Origin of the sequence: Pseudomonas zhanjiangensis (genome assembly GCF_041027545.1) — a bacterium.
GTDB classification, from domain to species: domain Bacteria; phylum Pseudomonadota; class Gammaproteobacteria; order Pseudomonadales; family Pseudomonadaceae; genus Aquipseudomonas; species Aquipseudomonas zhanjiangensis.
In genome coordinates, this window is sequence record NZ_JBFTEG010000017.1 from 39,920 (window position 1) to 56,893 (window position 16,974).

Sequence of the window (16,974 nt, forward strand, 5' to 3'; positions counted from 1 at the left end):
GGCCGTCCCGCGAGGCGGTCAGGGCGCGTCCGCGTGATCCGTTCTGGAGCGTGGCAATGAGCAAGTTGCAGTGCATTTCGCCGATCGACGGCTCGCTGTACGTCGAGCGTCATCTGGCGTCCAACTCCGAGATCCAGGCCGCCCTGGCCAAGGCCGAAGAGGCCCAGTCGGGCTGGAAACAGACCCCGGTGGCCGAGCGCGCGGCCATCACGCGGCTGGCCATCGCCGCCTTTGCCGCCAAGGAGGAGCAGCTCGCCGAGGAGTTGTGCTGGATGATGGGCCGGCCGATCCGCTATTGCGCCGGCGAGATCCGCGGCTTCGTCGAGCGCGCCAGCCACATGGCCGATATCGCCGAGCGCGCCCTGGCCGACATCGAGCTGCCGGACAAGCCTGGGTTCATCCGTTTCATCCGCCGCGAGCCGCTGGGCGTGGCCCTGGTCGTGGCCCCCTGGAACTATCCCTACCTGACCGCGGTGAACGCGGTGGTGCCGGCGCTGCTGGCCGGCAATCCGGTGCTGCTCAAGCATTCGGCGCAGACTCCGCTGTGTGCCGAGCGCATGGTCGAGGTGTTCGCCGAGGCCGGCCTGCCCGAGGGGGTGTTCCAGTACCTGCACCTCAGCCACGCCGACACCGAGCAGCTGATCAAGGCACCGACTATCCAGCACGTGGCGTTCACCGGCTCGGTGCCGGGTGGCGCCATGGTCGAGCGGGCGGCCGCCGGGCGTTTCATCAGCGTCGGCCTGGAACTGGGCGGCAAGGACCCGGCCTACGTGCGTGCCGATGCCGATCTGGCCCACGCGGTGGAAACCAGCATCGACGGTGCGTTTTTCAATTCCGGGCAGTCCTGCTGCGGCATCGAGCGCATCTACGTGCACGAGTCGCTGTATGACGCCTTCGTCGAGCAGGCGGTGGCGCTGGTCAGGCAATACCGGCTGGGGCGTTCCGACGACCCGCAAACCACTCTCGGCCCGCTGGTGCGCAGCGAGGCGGCGGATTTCGTCCGCCGGCAGATCAACGAGGCCGTGGCCCAGGGCGCGATCGCCCACATCGACCCGGCCGATTTCCCCCTCGACCGTCCCGGCTCCGCCTACCTGGCACCGCAGGTGTTGACCAACGTCTACCACGGCATGCGGGTGATGACCGAGGAGTCCTTTGGCCCGGTGGTCGGCATCCAGAAGGTCAAGGACGACGAGGAGGCCCTGGCCCTGATGAACGACAGCGCGTTCGGCCTCACCGCGGCTATCTTCAGTCGCGATGTCGAGGGCGCCCTGGCCCTGGCCGACCGGGTCGAGGCCGGCACGGTGTTCCTCAATCGCTGCGACTACCTGGATCCGGCCCTGGCCTGGACCGGGGTGAAGCACTCCGGACGCGGCTGCAGCCTGTCGAGCATCGGCTACGAGCACCTGACCCGGCCGAAATCCTTCCACTTCAAGACCACGCTGTGAGGCGCGCCATGGACCCGAATCAATACCGCATGAACTGGAACTACCCGACCTCGGTGCGCGTCGGTCCCGGGCGCATCACCGAGCTGCCCGAGGCCTGTCGCGCCTTGGGCATGAGCGCGCCCTTGCTGGTCACCGACCCCGGCCTGGCGGCCCTGTCGATGATCGATCAGGCGCTGCTGCAGTGCCGCGACGACGGCCTCAAGGCCGGGTTGTTCTCGGCGATCAAGGGCAACCCCACCGGGCAGAACGTGATGGACGGCGTCGCCGCGTTCAAGGCCGGCGGCCACGACGGGGTGATCGCCTTCGGCGGCGGCTCGGCGCTGGATGCCGGTAAGGCCATCGCCCTGATGGTCGGCCAGAGCCGCCCGCTGTGGGACTTCGAGGACGTCGGCGACAACTGCAACCGGGTCAATGTCGCCGGCATGGCCCCGGTGGTGGCGGTGCCGACCACCGCCGGCACCGGCTCGGAAGTCGGTCGCGCCTCGGTGATCACCGACGAGGTCGAACACATCAAGCGCATCATCTTCCACGCGCGGATGCTGCCGGCGCTGGTCATCCTCGACCCGCAGCTGACCCTCGGCCTGCCGGCCAAGGTCACTGCCGCCACCGGCATGGATGCCCTCTCGCACAGCCTGGAGGCCTACTGCTCGCCGCTGTTTCACCCCATGGCCGAGGGCATCGCCCTGGAAGGCATGCGCCTGGTCCAGCAGTACCTGCCGCGGGCGGTAAGCCATGGCGCGGATGTCGAGGCACGCCTGCAGATGCTGGTGGCCTCGACCATGGGCGCCACCGCCTTCCAACGCGGACTCGGCGCCATGCACGCCCTGGCCCACCCGCTGGGCGCGCTCTACGACGCCCACCACGGCCTGCTCAACGCGGTGCTGATGCCCTATGTGCTGCAGGCCAACCAGGCGCGCATCGGCCCGCAGATGGAGCGCCTGGCGCGCTACCTCGGCCTGGCCAAGCCGGGCTTCGCCGGGGTGCTCGACTGGGTGCTGCAGCTGCGCAGCGAGGTCGGCATCCCCCATAGCCTCGCCGATATCGGCATCGATGACAGTCGTATCGAACAGGTCGGGCAGATGGCCGAGGTCGATCCCTCGGCCGGGACCAACCCGACCGCCTTCAGTGCCGGCGAGTACAGCGCCCTGTTCGAGCGCGCCTTGCGCGGCAAGCTCTAGCGGCGGCCGACTCAGCCGGCGCAGGCGCTGACGAAGGCCTGCACCAGTGGCGCGGCTGCGCCGCCGAGTGCGCGCCGCTCCGGCTGGAACAGGGTGCCGACGAAGAACGGATGGTCGTCGAGTTCCACCGCCCGCACCTCGCCATTGGCGTCCGTCGCCGCCGCCCGCAATGGGCCGGCGGTCAGCGCCGCCTGGAACGCCGGGTTGAGGCCGAAGCGGCAACGATAGCCTTCGCTGATCGCGTCGCTGCCATAGGCGCTGGCGAGCCGGCTGCCGGGTAGCAGCCGCAGCGGCTCGCTGACCTCGAGCAATGCGCAGTGCAGCGCGGAAATGACGGCACGTGCCGCCTGCGGCGCGGTTTCCGCGTGTTCAGCGTCGCTCCAGCCGAGCACGTTGCGCGCGTATTCGACGACGGCGTGCTGAAAGCCGCCGCAGGTGCCGAGAAACGGCAGGCCGGTCTCGCGCGCATGCTGGATGGCGAGCAAGGCGCCGTCCATGCTGCGGTAGGGCGTAGCCGGCACGCACCAGAGGCCGTCGAAGCGCGCCAGCGCCTGGGGCGAGCCGATCTGGTCGGTGGCCAGCCAGTGAAAATTCACCGTGATCTGCAACGCCTGGGCGGCGAGGGCCAGGGCGGGGGGGATGGCTTGATGGGCGGTGACGCCGGCGTCGTATTCGCCGATCAAACCGAGGGTGACGTGCTGGCGCATGGCGTTTTTCCTTCCTTGAGATGCCAACGGGGCTGTGTGTGGATGCTGCCGCAGTGGAGGCTGCCGCAGTGGATGCTGCCGCAGTGGATAGTGCCGCAGTGGCGGGCGAAACGCAGCAGTGATGGGCCAGTGCCTCGCGTCATGTCCGGGTGGCGAAGGTGCGCCGGGTCATCGGCTGCGCTTGGCCGGCAGCGATTGCACCCAGCCCAGGCAGCGCTCGACCCAGGCGATCAGGTCGGCGTCCTGCTCGAAGCTCGGCGGGTCGACGAACACATAGCCGCGCATCGGCTTGCCGGTGAAGTCCATCTCGCGCACATGGGGCAGGGTCAGCGCCTGGGCATAGCCTTGCGGCCCCACGCGGGCCATCAGTACATCACCCAGAATGCCGACGACCATATGGCCGCGCGACAGAAAGGCCAGGCCGCCGAACATCTTCCTCTCGCTGATATCCGCCTGGCCTTGCAGGGCGTCCCGCAGCCTTTCGGCCAGGCCTTCGTCGTATGCCATGGCTGCGCCTCTACTCGGCCTGGGCGGCTTTCATCGCCTCGTAGGCCGGCGCGGCGTAGATGCCCACTTCCACCGCCAGCTCCAGCACCCGTTCCAGGTCGCTGCGGTACACCAGCACGGCCTGCAGTTCGTCGTCCAGCGGCTCGCTGAAGTCCAGCAACACATAGCCCTGGGTTTCCGGCGACAGGCTGGAGAGCTGCACTTGAATGCGGTTGAGCGCCTTGAGCGGCTCGACCTTTACCAGCTGCTTGGGCTTGAGCACGAAGCTGACCTCGGGGCCGAAGGAGTCGAGGATCTGCTGGAACAGCGCGTCGTAGCTGTCGGCCTGGAACAGCACGGTGTCCGGCAGGCTGCCGACCACCACCCATTCGCCGAGCGGGATGGGGAAGCTGTCGTCGTAGTTGATGTCCGGGTTGGCGGCGAGGAAGGCCTGAGGGTCGGCATAGGCCTGGGCGGCCTCGTCGGCGATCCGTGCCACTTCCTCCGGCAGCATGCAGCCCGAGCTTATCTTGCCGATCAGTTCTTCGAGTTGGGTGCGCATGCCGAGGTTCCTGGGTTGGTGGATAAGGGCGTCAAGGATAGCCGCTTGCGCTTGGCCGGGTCGATGGTTCAGGTGCTGGGCGAGGAGGCTTGTGCGTCGGCCTGATCGCCACGCTCGCCGGGCTCGCTGCCCGTCGGCAGCGACTCCATCAGCACCGAACCCACCGCCAGGGGGGCCTGCATCTGGAAGGGGCTGGGGGGGTCGCTGGAAACCGGGAAGGGGTCGGTCAGGCGCTTGTAGATCGCATGGGCGGTCATCAGGCCGGCGATCGCCGCCAGGCTGTAGAAGAAGCTCGCGGGGCCCCAGCGGTCCATGCTCAGGGACACGAGGAAGGGGCCGATGCTGGCGCCCACACCGCCCACCAGCAACAGGGCGCTGCTGGCGCCGGTGGCCTGGTCGGCCTCCAGCTGGTCGTTGGTCAGCGCCAGGTACAGCGCCAGCAGGGGGAAGCAGCTGCCGCCGAACAGCAACGCCAGGAGCAGGTGGCTGTGGTTGCTGGCGAAACCAACCTGGGCGCTGGCCAGGGCGAACAGCAAGGCGGCGCCGGCCGCGGCGGCGATCACCGTGCGTCGGTCGCGGCCGTCCGACAGCCGCCCCAGGGGCCATTGCAGGAGCATGCCACCGAGCACCAGCAGGGCCATGAACAGCGAGATCTGTTCGACCCGCATGCCCAGTCGGCTGGCGTACACCGAGCCCATGCCCAGCACCATGGCGTAGCAGGCGTTGATCAGGAAGGAGCCGACCAGGCCGGTCGGCGCGATGCGGTAGAGGGTGGCGATGCTCACCGGCCGGGCACTCTCGAAGGCCGGCATCGGCGTGGCGGTGATCAGGATGGGGATGGCCGCCAGGCTGATCAGGATGGAGATCAGGGTGAACAGCTCGAAGCCGGCCGGGTCGGACAGGGTGAGCAGGAACTGGCCGGCGGACAGGCCGGCGAGCATGGTGATCATGTACAGCGACAGCAGCTGGCCGCGGGTGCGGTTGTCGGCGGCCTGGTTCAGCCAGCTCTCGGCCACCACGTAGATGGCCGACACGGAGAAACCGGTGAGCAGGCGCATCAGCCCCCAGACCCAGGGGTCGACGAGCACGGAATGGACCAGGATGGTCATCGAGGCCAGGGCGGTCAGCGCGGCGAAGGCGCGCACATGGCCGACCCGCTGGATGATCGCCGGCGCGCGCAGGGAACCGAGCAAAAAGCCCAGGTAGTAGCCGGACATCAGCAGGCCGGTGGCGCGGGTGTCGAAGCCTTCCAGTTCGGCGCGGATGCCCAGCAGCGAACCCTGGGCGCCGATGCACAGGCCGATGATGCCCAGGCCGAAGAACAGCGGCCAAACGGAACGGACAGTCTGCTGCAGCATGGACACTCCCCACAGGATGCAACCCAGGTCGGGCCAAACGGCTCCGCCGCGCAGGTGCGCGGCAGAGCCGGGTAAAGTCGCCGCGGACGGGACTTTTGTCCCGCCCGCGCCAGGTGGAGCTTAGCTGGGCAGGAACTCCTTGGCCCAGCCCAGGCTGGCGATGTTGCGCGCGAGCATCGACTCGATCTCGCTCGCGCTGTAGCCGGCATCGGCCAGCACCTCGCGGGTCGAGTGGCCCCAGCGCTCCGGCAGGCTGACCGCCTTGATGGCCGCCTCGGCCGGGCGGATCGCCAGATGGTCGATCTGGGTCAGGCAGTGGCCGCTCGGGTGGTCGCGGTGGATCGAGAAGGCGAAGCTGCCCTTGTCGATGCCGACGCTGCCGTCGCCTTCGCGGCTGTACTGCTCACGCAGCGACTCGATCGACTGGGGCACCGCGGCGGCGATGTCGGCGGCCTGCAGTTGCTCGGCCCAGTAGGCGGCCGGTGCGGCCTGCAGCGCCTGCTTGAGGAAGGCGCCGACGTCGGCCGCCGTGGCGATGCCGGCCAGACCTTCGACCTGCTCCAGCTTCGCCAGTTCGGCTGGCTTGGCGTCGAGGTACAGCCAGCCGTCGGCGGTCTGGTAGAAGTGCGACAGGGCATTGTGGCCCAGCACCTCGCGGCCGGACGGCTCGTCGAAGGGCGCGCGCCCCTGGTAGTCGAAGGCGAAGGAGATCTGCGCCAGGTTGGTGATGGCCGACAGCGAGGTGCGCGAGCGGGTCGCCTGGCCGGTCTTGAGCTTGTGGTAGATCGACACCGCCATGCCCAGGCCGGCGGCGAAGCCGCAGTTGACGTCCAGGGTGCCGAGGTGGGCGTGCTCTTCCGGCGTGTCCGGGCCGCCGAAGCGGCTCATGATGCCGCTGTGCGCCTGGATGATGTCGTCGTAGCCGATGTAGTTGGTTTTCGGCCCCGGCAGCGGGCCACCGAGGCAGTCCAGGCGGCAGAACAGCACGCCCGGGTTGACCGCCTGCAGGCTGTCGTGGTCCAGGCCCAGGGCCTTGAGCTGACGCTCGGGGGCGTTGATCACCACCATGTCCACCGAGCGCACCAGGCGGTTGAACACCTCGCGGCCTTCGGGGCTGAGGATGTCGACCAGGGCGCTGCGCTTGCCCATGCCGGTCTGGAAGGTGAACAGGGTGCCGATCAGCGGGTCGTACAGCGGCTTGACCGGATCGAGCTTGATCACCTCGGCGCCGAAGCGGGCGAGGAAGGCGGTGGAGTGCGGGCCGGCGATCACGTTGGTCAGGTCGAGGATGCGCAGGCCGTCGAGCCAGCCGGCCTTGGAGGCTGGCGCGATGGCGGCGCCGACCGGACGGGTGACGACCTCGGCGGCGGCCACTTCGCTCAGCTCGGCCAGGGCCTGCTCGAAGCTGACGTTCTGGCGCGGGCGCGGTGCGACCATCTGCGCGGCGCACTCTTCCAGCCAGGCGAAGGGGCCGGGCTGCTTCATCAGGCCGTATTCGGGGTCGTCGACCTCGACGATCAGGCCGGCGGCATTGGTGTGCTCGTGGTTGACCCACTCCTGGGTGGTGCGGTGCGGCGCGCCGGGGATCTGGCCCTCGCCGAAGATCTTGCCCCACTCCTCGGAGGTCTTGGTCAGGAAGGCCTGCTTCATCTTGGCGGAGATATGGTCGGCCCACTTCTTCGGCAGCGGGTAGACGCCGATGGAGGTCTCGCCGTCCCATTCGCTGATCGGCGCATGCAGGTCGTTGACCTCAGGCAGGCCCTCGGCGACCAGTTCGTCGTAGATGCCCAGCACGGTCAGGGCACGCTTGGCGTGGTTGCGGTGCGAGGGGCAGACGCAATAGAACATGCGCCCGTCCGCGCATTTATAGGTGCGATAGAAGGGGTCCAGGTATTCCTGCAGGTCCTCGTAGCTCAGGTCCATGGGAATGTCGTTGGCCTTGCGGTACTCGATCTCCTTCTCGCGCATGGTCTTGTAGCGCTCGGGCAGGCCCTCGATGACGTAGGAGTTGTACGACAGACCTTCCATCAGCGCGGAGATCACCGGCACCTCGATGGCATCGCCACGGCCGGTGCGCTCGCGGGCCTGCAGGGCCAGGGCCACGGAAGCGGCGGCCAGGGTGGTGGCGTAGGCCGAGCCCAGCGGCAGCGGCGAGAAGCTCGGGTTCAGGCCCAGCAGCACGCGGTTGAAGCCCATGTCGGTGAAGGCGCCGGCGGTGGCGGCGACCACGGCCTCGGTGGCCTTCCACTCGCGGCGCAGCGTGTCGTTGCTGGCGAAGCCGGGAATGGACAGGGTGATCAGCTCCGGGCGTGCTTCACGCAGCGCGGCGAAGTCGATGCCCAGCGCCTGCATGACGCCGGGGCGGAAGCTCTCGATGACGATATCGGCCTTGTCGATCAGGGCCAGGGCCTGGTCGCGCCCGGCTTCGGACTTGAGGTCCAGGCGCAGGCAGCTCTTGTTGCGATTGAGCACCGCATTGGCCGGGTGGTCCCACTGCGGCCCCTCGGGCGGGTCGATGTGCACCACGCTGGCGCCCAGGTCGGCCAGGGTCATGGCCACGGCAGGGCCGGCGATCTGCTGGCCGAAGTCGATTACGCGAACACCGGCCAACGGCAATTGATTGTTGTTGTTCATTCCACTCTATCCCTCTAGGAGCGATCCAACTGGCTGATCGACAACAGCCAAGGTGGCGCTGATCTGTGTTTGTTCAGGGCATTGCTGCCGGTACTCACCAACCACTATTGCGGGCGCTTGATTTGTCTCGCGGCCTCTATCCATTTATTCGGGCAAACATGGCCAGGTGCGGCAAGCGTCTGCTTGTAAAAGAATGGCTGGCTTCGAAGAGTGGTCCGAATAGTTAAGCCCGCTTGACCTCGCATATATCAATTTGCACTCGAAATAGTGGGCACTTTCGGCAGGCGACTTGCCTGTCTCGGTGAAGCCGATAGTAGAAATGAACGCCTGTTGCAGCCAGCAATAAAAAATGGACCTTAGACGGGTTTTTTCTTATGGCTGTGCAAGTCCTTGGCGCGCATCCAAAGCGCTGTAGGGGAGGGTGAGCATGGCGCTATCTCACTGTCGAGCGGAGCGAGGGAGCCATAAAAAATAGCGGGTCAAAGGCCGGTATTTTATTGCTTCTCATGGTTTTTTTTATTCATAACAATAGCTTTCGTATCGATATCGGTGGTTTTCGCCGCTGCGCGGTACGCCTGGAACGGTCGATGGGAATCGCCTGTTTCGGTTATCGGTGCGGCGTCGCAGCAGGCTGTCGCGCCGGTGTTGCTCACAGGGTCAACTTAGCCCTTGCTGGTCATAGGGTTAACCAACAGCTGAGAGGTGCAAGATGAAAATAAATATAAGAAAGAATTGCTCGAGTGTGCTGGTACAGGGGGCTGGACAATGACTAGCAGAATAAAAACTGTGCCCGCTGCCGGGATGTTGGCTGGCGCCAATCCTATTATGTCGATAGGTGCGGCGGTGCTGGTTATTGTCTTTGTATTGTTTACCGTGGTTGATCCTGAGTATGCAGGTGGACTCTACAGCGCCGCGAAAGGATTGATCGCGTCGAATCTGGCCTGGTATTACATCGCGCTGATGAGTTTCTTCCTGTTCTTCGCGGTGTGGTTGAGTTTCAGCCGATTCGGCAGCATACGCCTGGGCCAGGACGACGACAGGCCGGAGTTCAGCAACTTCTCCTGGTTTTCCATGTTGTTTGGCGCGGGCATCGGCATCGGCATTCTGTTCTGGAGCATCGCCGAGCCCATCTATCACTTTCAGGGCACGCCGTTCTTCGGCGAAGAACAGAAGATGACCGCCGAGGCCGCGCAGGTCGCCATGCGTATCGCCATCTTCCATTGGGGGCTGCACGGCTGGGGCCTGTTCGCCGTATTCGGCCTGATGCTGGCGTACTTCGCCTACCGCAAGGGCCTGCCACTGTCGATTCGCTCCAGCCTCTATCCGCTGCTGGGCGAGCGCATCTATGGCCCCCTGGGGCATGCCGCCGACCTGCTGGCGGTATTTGGCACCGTGTTCGGTATCGCCACTTCCCTGGGGCTGGGCGCGCAGCAGATGAACGCCGGGCTGCAGTACCTGATGGGCATCGAGGTCTCGATCAGCAACCAGGTGATCCTGATCGCGGTGATCTCGGTGATCGCCACCGCCTCGGTACTCAGTGGCGTGAACAGGGGCATCCGCCTGCTCAGCGAGCTGAACATGCAGCTGACCATGGTGATCCTGGCGCTGTTCGTGGTGTTCGGGCCGACGGCCTACCTGCTCGGCGCGTTCGCCTCCAATATGGGCGACTACCTGGCCAATGCGGTGCAGCTGGGCTTCTGGGTCGACCCCGACCCCAAGGGCCAGTGGCAGGGTTGGTGGACCATCTTCTACTGGGGCTGGTGGATCGCCTGGGCGCCGTTCTGCGGCATGTTCATCGCGCGCATCTCCAAGGGCCGCACCATCCGTGAGTTCGTCCTCGGTGTGTTGATCGCCCCTACCGTACTGGCCGCCTTCTGGATCACCGTGTTCGGCAACAGCGCGATCTTCATTGAGCTGTTCGGCGGCGGCGGCATCACCGCCGCGGTCAACGACGACATCACCATGGCGCTGTTCAAGACCATCGAGCTGATGGGTGTGGGCCAGTGGCTGACGATCCTGATGTCGGTGATCTGCACCGTTCTGCTGGTGACCTACTTCGTCACCTCGGCCGACTCGGCGACCCTGGTGATCTGCACCCTGATCTGCATGGGCGATGAGCACCCGCCGGCCCGCTACCGGGTGTTCTGGGGCATGGCCATCGGTGCCGTGGCCGCGGTGCTGCTGTTCGCCGGCGGGCTCAAGGCCCTGCAGACGGCCTCGATCGTGGCGGCCCTGCCGTTCTCGGTGGTGGCGCTGATCGCCAGCTACGGCTTCCTCAAGGCCCTGCGCGAGGAAGTGGCCGAGGTCGATCTCAAGGACAAGGTCGTCGCCGCCAGGGCTCAGGTCAGCGCCATCGAGCCACCGGTAGTCGCCGGCGGCATCTGAGTCCTTGGCCGCGAACAGCGCTTCGCGGCCATCCCATCAGCCAATCGCCCGGGGATGCCGATGGCATGCCCCGGGTGGCTTCACCCGTGAACATCTGGAGTCGCCATGTCTACTCAAGTGATACTTCCCCGCATCCTGCAGATTGGCGAGAACGCCAGTCAGGACATTCCGTTCGTCATGACCAACCTGGGCTGCCAGCGGCCGCTGATCATCACCGACAAGATGATGGTCAAGCTGGGCTATGCCGCCGCCATCCAGCAGCGCCTGGCGGCCCACGACATCCCGGCCGAGGTGTTCGACGAGACGGTGCCCGAACCGACCGTCGCCTCGATCCAGGCCGGCGTGGAGAAGGCCCGTAGCGGCGACTACGACTGCATCATCGCCCTCGGCGGCGGCAGCCCGATCGACAGCGCCAAGGCCATCGCCATCCTCGCCAGGCATGGCGGCGAGATGCGCGACTACCGTTTCCCGCGCATCGTCGTCGAATCCGGCCTGCCGATCATCGCCGTGCCGACCACCGCCGGCACCGGCTCGGAAGTCACCCGGGTGACCATCATCGCCGACGAGAAGACCGACGAGAAAATGCTCTGCGTGGGCATCGGCTTCATGCCGGTGGCGGCGCTGATCGACTTCAGCCTGACCCTCAGCCTGCCGCCGCGCATCACCGCCGACACCGGCATCGATGCCCTGACCCATGCCATGGAGGCCTACGTCAGCAAGAAGGCCAGCCTCTACAGCGACTGCCAGGCCCTGGCGGCCATGCGCCTGCTCGGCCCGAACCTGCGCCGCGCCTACCACGACGGTGCGGACAAGGCCGCCCGCGAGGCCATGATGCTCGGCTCGACCCTGGCCGGGGTGGCCTTCTCCAACGCTTCGGTGGCCCTGGTGCACGGCATGAGCCGGCCGATCGGCGCGCACTTCCACGTCCCCCATGGGCTGTCCAACGCCATGCTGCTGCCGGCTGTCACCGAGTTTTCCATCCCGGCCGCCGCCGAACGCTATGCCGACTGCGCCCGGGCCATCGGCGTGGCCAGCCTCGGCGACAGCGTCGAACTGGCCAACGCCAAGCTGCTCGCCGAGTTGCGCGCGCTCAACGACGAACTGCAGGTGCCCAGCCCGGAGCAGTTCGGCATCGATCGCCAGCAGTTCTTCGACCAGTTGCCGGTCATGGCCGAGCAGGCCCTGGTCTCCGGCTCGCCGAACAACAACCCCCGCGTGCCGAGCGCCGCAGAGATCATCGAGCTGTACAGGCAGCTCTGGTAGTCCGGTTTTTCTCCCCGTCGGCGGCCAGCCCGCCGCCCGAAACAGCATCAATGAGGAACTGTTGCGATGAATACAGTAGGACACCTGATCAACGGCCGAGTCATCAGCGATGCGGCGCGCCTGCAGGACGTGTACAACCCCTCCACCGGCGAGGTCAGCAAGCAGGTGGCCCTGGCGTCCAGGGCCACCGTCGAGCAGGCCATCGCCGCCGCCGAGGCGGCCTTCCCGGAATGGCGCAATACCCCGCCGATTAAGCGTGCGCGGGTGATGTTCCGCTTCAAGGAGCTGCTCGAGCAGAACGCCGAACGCATCGCCCAGATGATCGGCGAGGAACACGGCAAGATCGCCCATGACGCCCTCGGCGAGCTGCAGCGCGGCATCGAGAACGTCGAATACGCCTGCGGCGCCCCCGAGCTGCTCAAGGGCGAGCACAGCAAGAACGTCGGCCCGAACATCGATTCCTGGAGCGAGTTCCAGCCGCTGGGGGTGGTCGCCGGCATCACCCCGTTCAACTTCCCGGCGATGGTGCCGCTGTGGATGTTCCCCATGGCCATCGTCTGCGGCAACTGCTTCGTGCTCAAGCCATCCGAGCGCGACCCCAGCTCGACCCTGTACATCGCCCAGCTGCTGCAGGAAGCCGGCCTTCCCGACGGGGTGATGAACGTGGTCAACGGCGACAAGGAGGCGGTCGACGTGCTGCTCGGCGACGAGCGCATCCAGGCCGTCAGCTTCGTCGGCTCGACGCCGATCGCCGAGTACATCTACAGGACGGCCAACGCCAACGGCAAGCGCTGCCAGGCCCTGGGCGGCGCGAAGAACCACGCGATCGTGATGCCCGACGCGGACATGGACAACGCGGTCAACCAGCTGCTCGGCGCCGCCTTCGGTTCCTCCGGCGAGCGCTGCATGGCGCTGTCGGTGGCGGTGGCGGTGGGTGACGCGGCCGCCGATGCGCTGATCGAGAAGATGCAGACCGCCATGCAGTCGCTGAAGGTTGGCGCCTACTCGGACAAGAGCAACGACTTCGGCCCAGTGATCACCAGGGCCCATCAGCAGAAGGTGGTCGGCTACATCGACAGCGCCGAGGAGCAGGGCGCCAGGGTGGTGGTCGACGGCCGCCACCCGCAGGTCGAAGGACACGAGAACGGCTTCTTCGTCGGTGGCACCCTGATCGACAACGTGCACCCGGAGATGCTCAGCTACAAGGAAGAGATCTTCGGCCCGGTGCTGCAGGTGGTGCGTGTTGACAGCATGCAGCAGGCCATGGAGCTGATCGATGCCCACGAATACGGCAACGGCACCTGCATCTTCACCCGCGATGGCGAGGCGGCGCGCTACTTCTCCGACCACATCAAGGTCGGCATGGTCGGCATCAACGTGCCGCTGCCGGTGCCGGTGGCCTACCACAGCTTCGGCGGCTGGAAGCGCTCGCTGTTCGGTGACCTGCATGCCTACGGCCCGGACGCTGTGCGCTTCTACACCAAGCGCAAGACCATCACCCAGCGCTGGCCGTCGGCCGGGGTGCGCGAGGGTGTTTCCTTCTCCATGCCGACCATGAAGTAAGCGCTCGCCCACTCGGGCAGCCTGCGCCTTGCGCAGGCCGGAGACCACGCCCACGCAAGGGGGCGTGGCCGCCGTCGTTGATGCCCTGCAACCGCTTGCTTGACCGGGGGAACTGCATCCATGACGACGACCATCCGCGAGAAAGGCTCCTCGATCAGCCGGGTGCTGGAGATCATCGAGGCCGTGGCCAAGGCCGAGCGGCCGATGTCGCCGGCCGACCTCGCCTACCAGCTGGATATCCCCAAGCCGAGCATTCATCGCCTGTTGAGCCAGCTCGAAGGCGACGGCTACCTGCAGATCAATATGCGCGGTTTGCTGGTGCCGGGCGACCGCATGCACGACATCGCCCTGGGCGTGCTCTACAGCGGCCGCTTCAAGGCGCCGCGCCAGGCCATCCTGAAACGTCTGGTGGCGCGAATCGGCGAGACCTGCGGCATTGCCATCCCCAATGGCAGCGAAATGATCTATTACGACCGGGTGCAGAGCGACCGGCCCTTGCAGGTGCACCTGCCGGTCGGCAGCCATACGCCGATTTGGTGCACCGCCAGCGGCAAGCTCTACCTCGCGTCGCTGCCCAGGGAGCGGCGCCAGCGCATCATCAACAACCTGCCGTTGCAGCGTTTTGCGCGCAATACCCTGACCAGCGCTGCCGCGCTGGAAGAAGCGTTGCAGAGAACCCGGGAAAACGAGCTGGGTATCGACGACGAGGAGTTCGTCGACGGCCTGGTGGCCTGCGCGGTGCCGATCCGCGCCGGCGATGGTCGCTTGTTCGCCTGTCTGTTCAGCCATGCGCCGCTCATAGGCAAGAGCCTGGACGAACTGCTGGCATATACTCCGCTGCTACGCGAGGCGGCCGGGGAGTTGGGGCGGCTGATCACCGACACGGAGGTCGTCAGGGACTGATAGCGGGCGCTAACGATGAAGAAACGACTTCCCCCCCTGAACTGGCTGCGCTCATTCGAGGCCTCGGCCCGCCACCTGAACTTCACCCAGGCGGCCACCGAGCTGAACCTGACCCAGGCGGCGATCAGCCAGCAGGTCAAGGGCCTCGAGTCGCAGCTCGGCGTCAGCCTGTTCAAGCGCCTGCCGCGCGGGCTGGAACTGACCGAGGCCGGCCAGGCCTACATGCCGGTGGTGCACGAGGCCGTCGAACGTCTGGCTGCGGCCACCGACGAACTGTTCGGCCAGGGGCGCAAGCGCCTGCTCACCGTGCGCGTCAACCTGGTGTTCTTCACCACCTGGCTGGCCCCACGCCTGGCGCGTTTTCGCCAGCGCCACCCGGATGTCGGTCTGCGTTTCACCAGCAATATCTGGCTCGATGAACGCGGCAAGGAGGCGGACATGGAGATCCGCTACGGGCAGGGCGTCTGGGAGGGCTACAAGTCCAGCCGGTTGACCTGGGACGAGCTGTTTCCGGTGTGCAGCCCGCTGCTCAACAACGGCGAGGCGCCGCCGGCGTCACCCGAGGCCCTGGTCGACCACACCCTGCTGCATGTGATCGGCTACGAGGAGGGCTGGGGTTACTGGCTCAAGCAGACCGGCTTCCACCACGTCGATCCGTCTCAGGGCATGCAGTTCGATACCCTGATCACCGCCCTGGAGATGGCCACCCTCGGCCATGGCCTGGCGCTGGGGCGCACCTCACTGGTGGCAGGCATGATCGCCAGCGGGCGTCTGCTCGCCCCGTTCGAGCAGCGCATCGCCACCAGCGAGGCGTTCTATCTGGCCTGCCCGGCCCATCAGTACCTGTCGCCCCAGGCCGAGGCCTTCTGGTCATGGCTGGTGGAGGAGGCGGAACGTGCCCGTGCCGAGGCGCCCGCGCTCTTCGGCCCTGGGCGGCAACCGAGCCTCTAGCGCAGCTGGGCTTCGGCCAGGGTGCGGCGGCGCGGGATGCGCGCGGCGTCCCAGTGCCGGCTCGCCCAGGCCAGCAGCTCGCTCGGGCGGGCCTGTTCCAGTTCGGCCGGTACCCGCTGGCCGAGTGCGTGCAGGGCGCGCACCAGCAGCGGCGCGGCCTGGTCGGCCGGCAGCGGTGGCGAGCGGTAGGATTTGCCCAGCTTGTGGCCGTCGGGCTGGATGATCAGCGGCACGTGCAGGTAGCGCGGCTGGGGGTAGCCGAGCAGCTGCTGCAGGTACAGCTGGCGCGGGGTGGAGTCGAGCAGGTCGGCGCCGCGCACCACATCGGTCACGCCTTGCCAGGCATCGTCGAGCACTACCGCCAGCTGGTAGGCATAGAGCCCGTCGCGGCGACGGATGATGAAGTCGCCAACTTCGCGGCCCAGGTGCTGGTGGTACTCGCCCTGCACCCGGTCGACGAAGCCGTAGCTCAATTGCGGCACGCGCAGGCGGATCGCGGCGTCCCTCGGGGCGTGACCGGCGTCGCGGCAGAATCCCGGGTAGACACCCCCATAGCCTTCCAGTTGTTTGCGCGAGCAGGTGCAGGCATAGGCCAGCCCCTGCTCCAGCAGGCGCTCGACCAGCGCCTGGTACTCAGGGTGGCGCTCGCTCTGGCGCACCAGTGGGCCGTCCCAGTGCAGGCCGTAGCTCTCCAGGGTCCTGAGGATGGCGTCCTGGGCGCCGGGTACTTCGCGTGGCGGGTCGAGGTCTTCCATGCGCAGCAGCCAGTGGCCGCCCACCGCGCGGGCGTCCAGGTAGGCGGCCAGTGCCGCGACCAGCGAGCCGAAGTGCAGGTAACCGCTGGGGGTGGGGGCGAAACGACCGATATAGGCGGGAGCGTTCATGGGGGAGGATATACGGCGTATCGCGGCTGAATCCGCGCCCATGGGGGCGGCCTCGATCGAGGGCAGAAACAGAACGGGGCGCTTGCGCGCCCCGTGGTCAGATCAGGAACCGATCTGCTTTTCCTTGATTTCCGCCAGAGTCTTGCAGTCGATGCACAGGGTCGCGGTGGGGCGCGCTTCGAGACGACGGATACCGATCTCGACGCCGCAGGAGTCGCACCAGCCGTAGTCGTTGTCTTCGATCAGCTGCAGGGTTTCGTCGATCTTCTTGATCAGCTTGCGCTCGCGATCACGGGCACGCAGCTCCAGGCTGAACTCTTCTTCCTGGCTGGCGCGGTCGGCGGGATCGGGGAAGTTGGCCGCCTCGTCCTGCATGTGATGCACGGTACGGTCGACTTCCTGCATCAGTTCCAGCTTCCATTTGTTGAGGATGCCGGTGAAGTGAGCGCGCATCGGCTCACCCATGTACTCCTCACCCTTGGATTCTTTGTAGGGTTCGAAGCCACGAATCAGTTGGCTGCTCTTTGCTTTTGCTTTGGTGGGCATGGATGACCGCCTCTCACTTTCTCTAATCCACTGCGCAGGATGATATCCATTGCCGGTTATAAAAACGGCCCTGCGTCTGCAAGCGGGCGAACTTACCAGATCAATTCAA

The 16,974-nt window shown here is 66.5% G+C and carries 14 protein-coding genes; 7 read left to right on the forward strand and 7 right to left on the reverse strand.

Annotated elements, in window-relative coordinates; translation table 11 throughout:
* The first annotated feature begins 56 nt into the window (after positions 1-56).
* Both AB5S05_RS17975 and AB5S05_RS17980 read left to right on the forward strand, forming a co-directional pair.
* A complete protein-coding gene (locus AB5S05_RS17975; RefSeq protein ID WP_369288892.1) occupies positions 57-1,445 on the forward strand; it encodes an aldehyde dehydrogenase family protein in 1,389 nt (462 codons plus the stop codon).
* Between the two features lie 8 nt (positions 1,446-1,453).
* Entirely contained in the window at positions 1,454-2,623 is a 1,170-nt protein-coding gene (locus AB5S05_RS17980; protein WP_369288893.1) for an iron-containing alcohol dehydrogenase, read from the forward strand.
* Positions 2,624-2,634: 11 nt separating this feature from the next.
* Here AB5S05_RS17980 and AB5S05_RS17985 read toward each other — a convergent pair whose 3' ends face one another.
* From AB5S05_RS17985 to AB5S05_RS18005, 5 genes are all read right to left on the reverse strand, one after another.
* Positions 2,635-3,330: a CTP synthase C-terminal region-related (seleno)protein gene (locus AB5S05_RS17985; protein WP_369288894.1), complete on the reverse strand. Its 696-nt coding sequence runs from the start codon at positions 3,328-3,330 to the stop codon at positions 2,635-2,637.
* A 168-nt stretch (positions 3,331-3,498) separates the two neighbouring features.
* Entirely contained in the window at positions 3,499-3,837 is a 339-nt protein-coding gene (locus AB5S05_RS17990; RefSeq protein WP_369288895.1) for a TfoX/Sxy family protein, read from the reverse strand.
* Between the two features lie 10 nt (positions 3,838-3,847).
* Positions 3,848-4,378: a hypothetical protein gene (locus tag AB5S05_RS17995; protein ID WP_369288896.1), complete on the reverse strand. Its 531-nt coding sequence runs from the start codon at positions 4,376-4,378 to the stop codon at positions 3,848-3,850.
* Between the two features lie 68 nt (positions 4,379-4,446).
* On the reverse strand, positions 4,447-5,736 hold the full coding sequence (locus AB5S05_RS18000) for an MFS transporter (RefSeq protein ID WP_369288897.1): 1,290 nt from the start codon (positions 5,734-5,736) through the stop codon (positions 4,447-4,449).
* Positions 5,737-5,856: 120 nt separating this feature from the next.
* A complete protein-coding gene (locus AB5S05_RS18005) occupies positions 5,857-8,370 on the reverse strand; it encodes a CoA transferase (RefSeq protein ID WP_369288898.1) in 2,514 nt (837 codons plus the stop codon).
* Positions 8,371-9,195: 825 nt separating this feature from the next.
* Here AB5S05_RS18005 and AB5S05_RS18010 point away from each other — a divergent pair.
* From AB5S05_RS18010 to gcvA, 5 genes are all read left to right on the forward strand, one after another.
* Complete coding sequence (locus tag AB5S05_RS18010) at positions 9,196-10,755, forward strand: BCCT family transporter (RefSeq protein WP_369288899.1); 1,560 nt, start codon at positions 9,196-9,198, stop codon at positions 10,753-10,755.
* Between the two features lie 105 nt (positions 10,756-10,860).
* Positions 10,861-12,018, forward strand: coding sequence for an iron-containing alcohol dehydrogenase (locus tag AB5S05_RS18015; protein WP_369288900.1), 1,158 nt, complete (start codon positions 10,861-10,863; stop codon positions 12,016-12,018).
* Positions 12,019-12,084: 66 nt separating this feature from the next.
* A complete protein-coding gene (locus tag AB5S05_RS18020; RefSeq protein WP_369288901.1) occupies positions 12,085-13,581 on the forward strand; it encodes a CoA-acylating methylmalonate-semialdehyde dehydrogenase in 1,497 nt (498 codons plus the stop codon).
* Positions 13,582-13,701: 120 nt separating this feature from the next.
* The gene (locus tag AB5S05_RS18025) at positions 13,702-14,484 is read left to right on the forward strand and encodes an IclR family transcriptional regulator (protein WP_369288902.1); all 783 of its coding nucleotides are present in this window, start codon (positions 13,702-13,704) and stop codon (positions 14,482-14,484) included.
* Positions 14,485-14,499: 15 nt separating this feature from the next.
* Positions 14,500-15,435: a transcriptional regulator GcvA gene (gene gcvA / locus AB5S05_RS18030; RefSeq protein ID WP_369288903.1), complete on the forward strand. Its 936-nt coding sequence runs from the start codon at positions 14,500-14,502 to the stop codon at positions 15,433-15,435.
* Here the strand turns inward: gcvA and gluQRS are convergent.
* Positions 15,432-16,319 carry a tRNA glutamyl-Q(34) synthetase GluQRS gene (gluQRS, locus tag AB5S05_RS18035; RefSeq protein ID WP_369288904.1) on the reverse strand — a complete coding sequence of 296 codons (888 nt, stop codon included), beginning with the start codon at positions 16,317-16,319 and terminating at the stop codon, positions 15,432-15,434. The genes gcvA and gluQRS overlap by 4 nt on opposite strands.
* A 102-nt stretch (positions 16,320-16,421) precedes the next feature.
* On the reverse strand, positions 16,422-16,865 hold the full coding sequence (gene dksA, locus AB5S05_RS18040; RefSeq protein ID WP_369288905.1) for an RNA polymerase-binding protein DksA: 444 nt from the start codon (positions 16,863-16,865) through the stop codon (positions 16,422-16,424).
* Between the last annotated feature and the right edge of the window lie 109 nt (positions 16,866-16,974).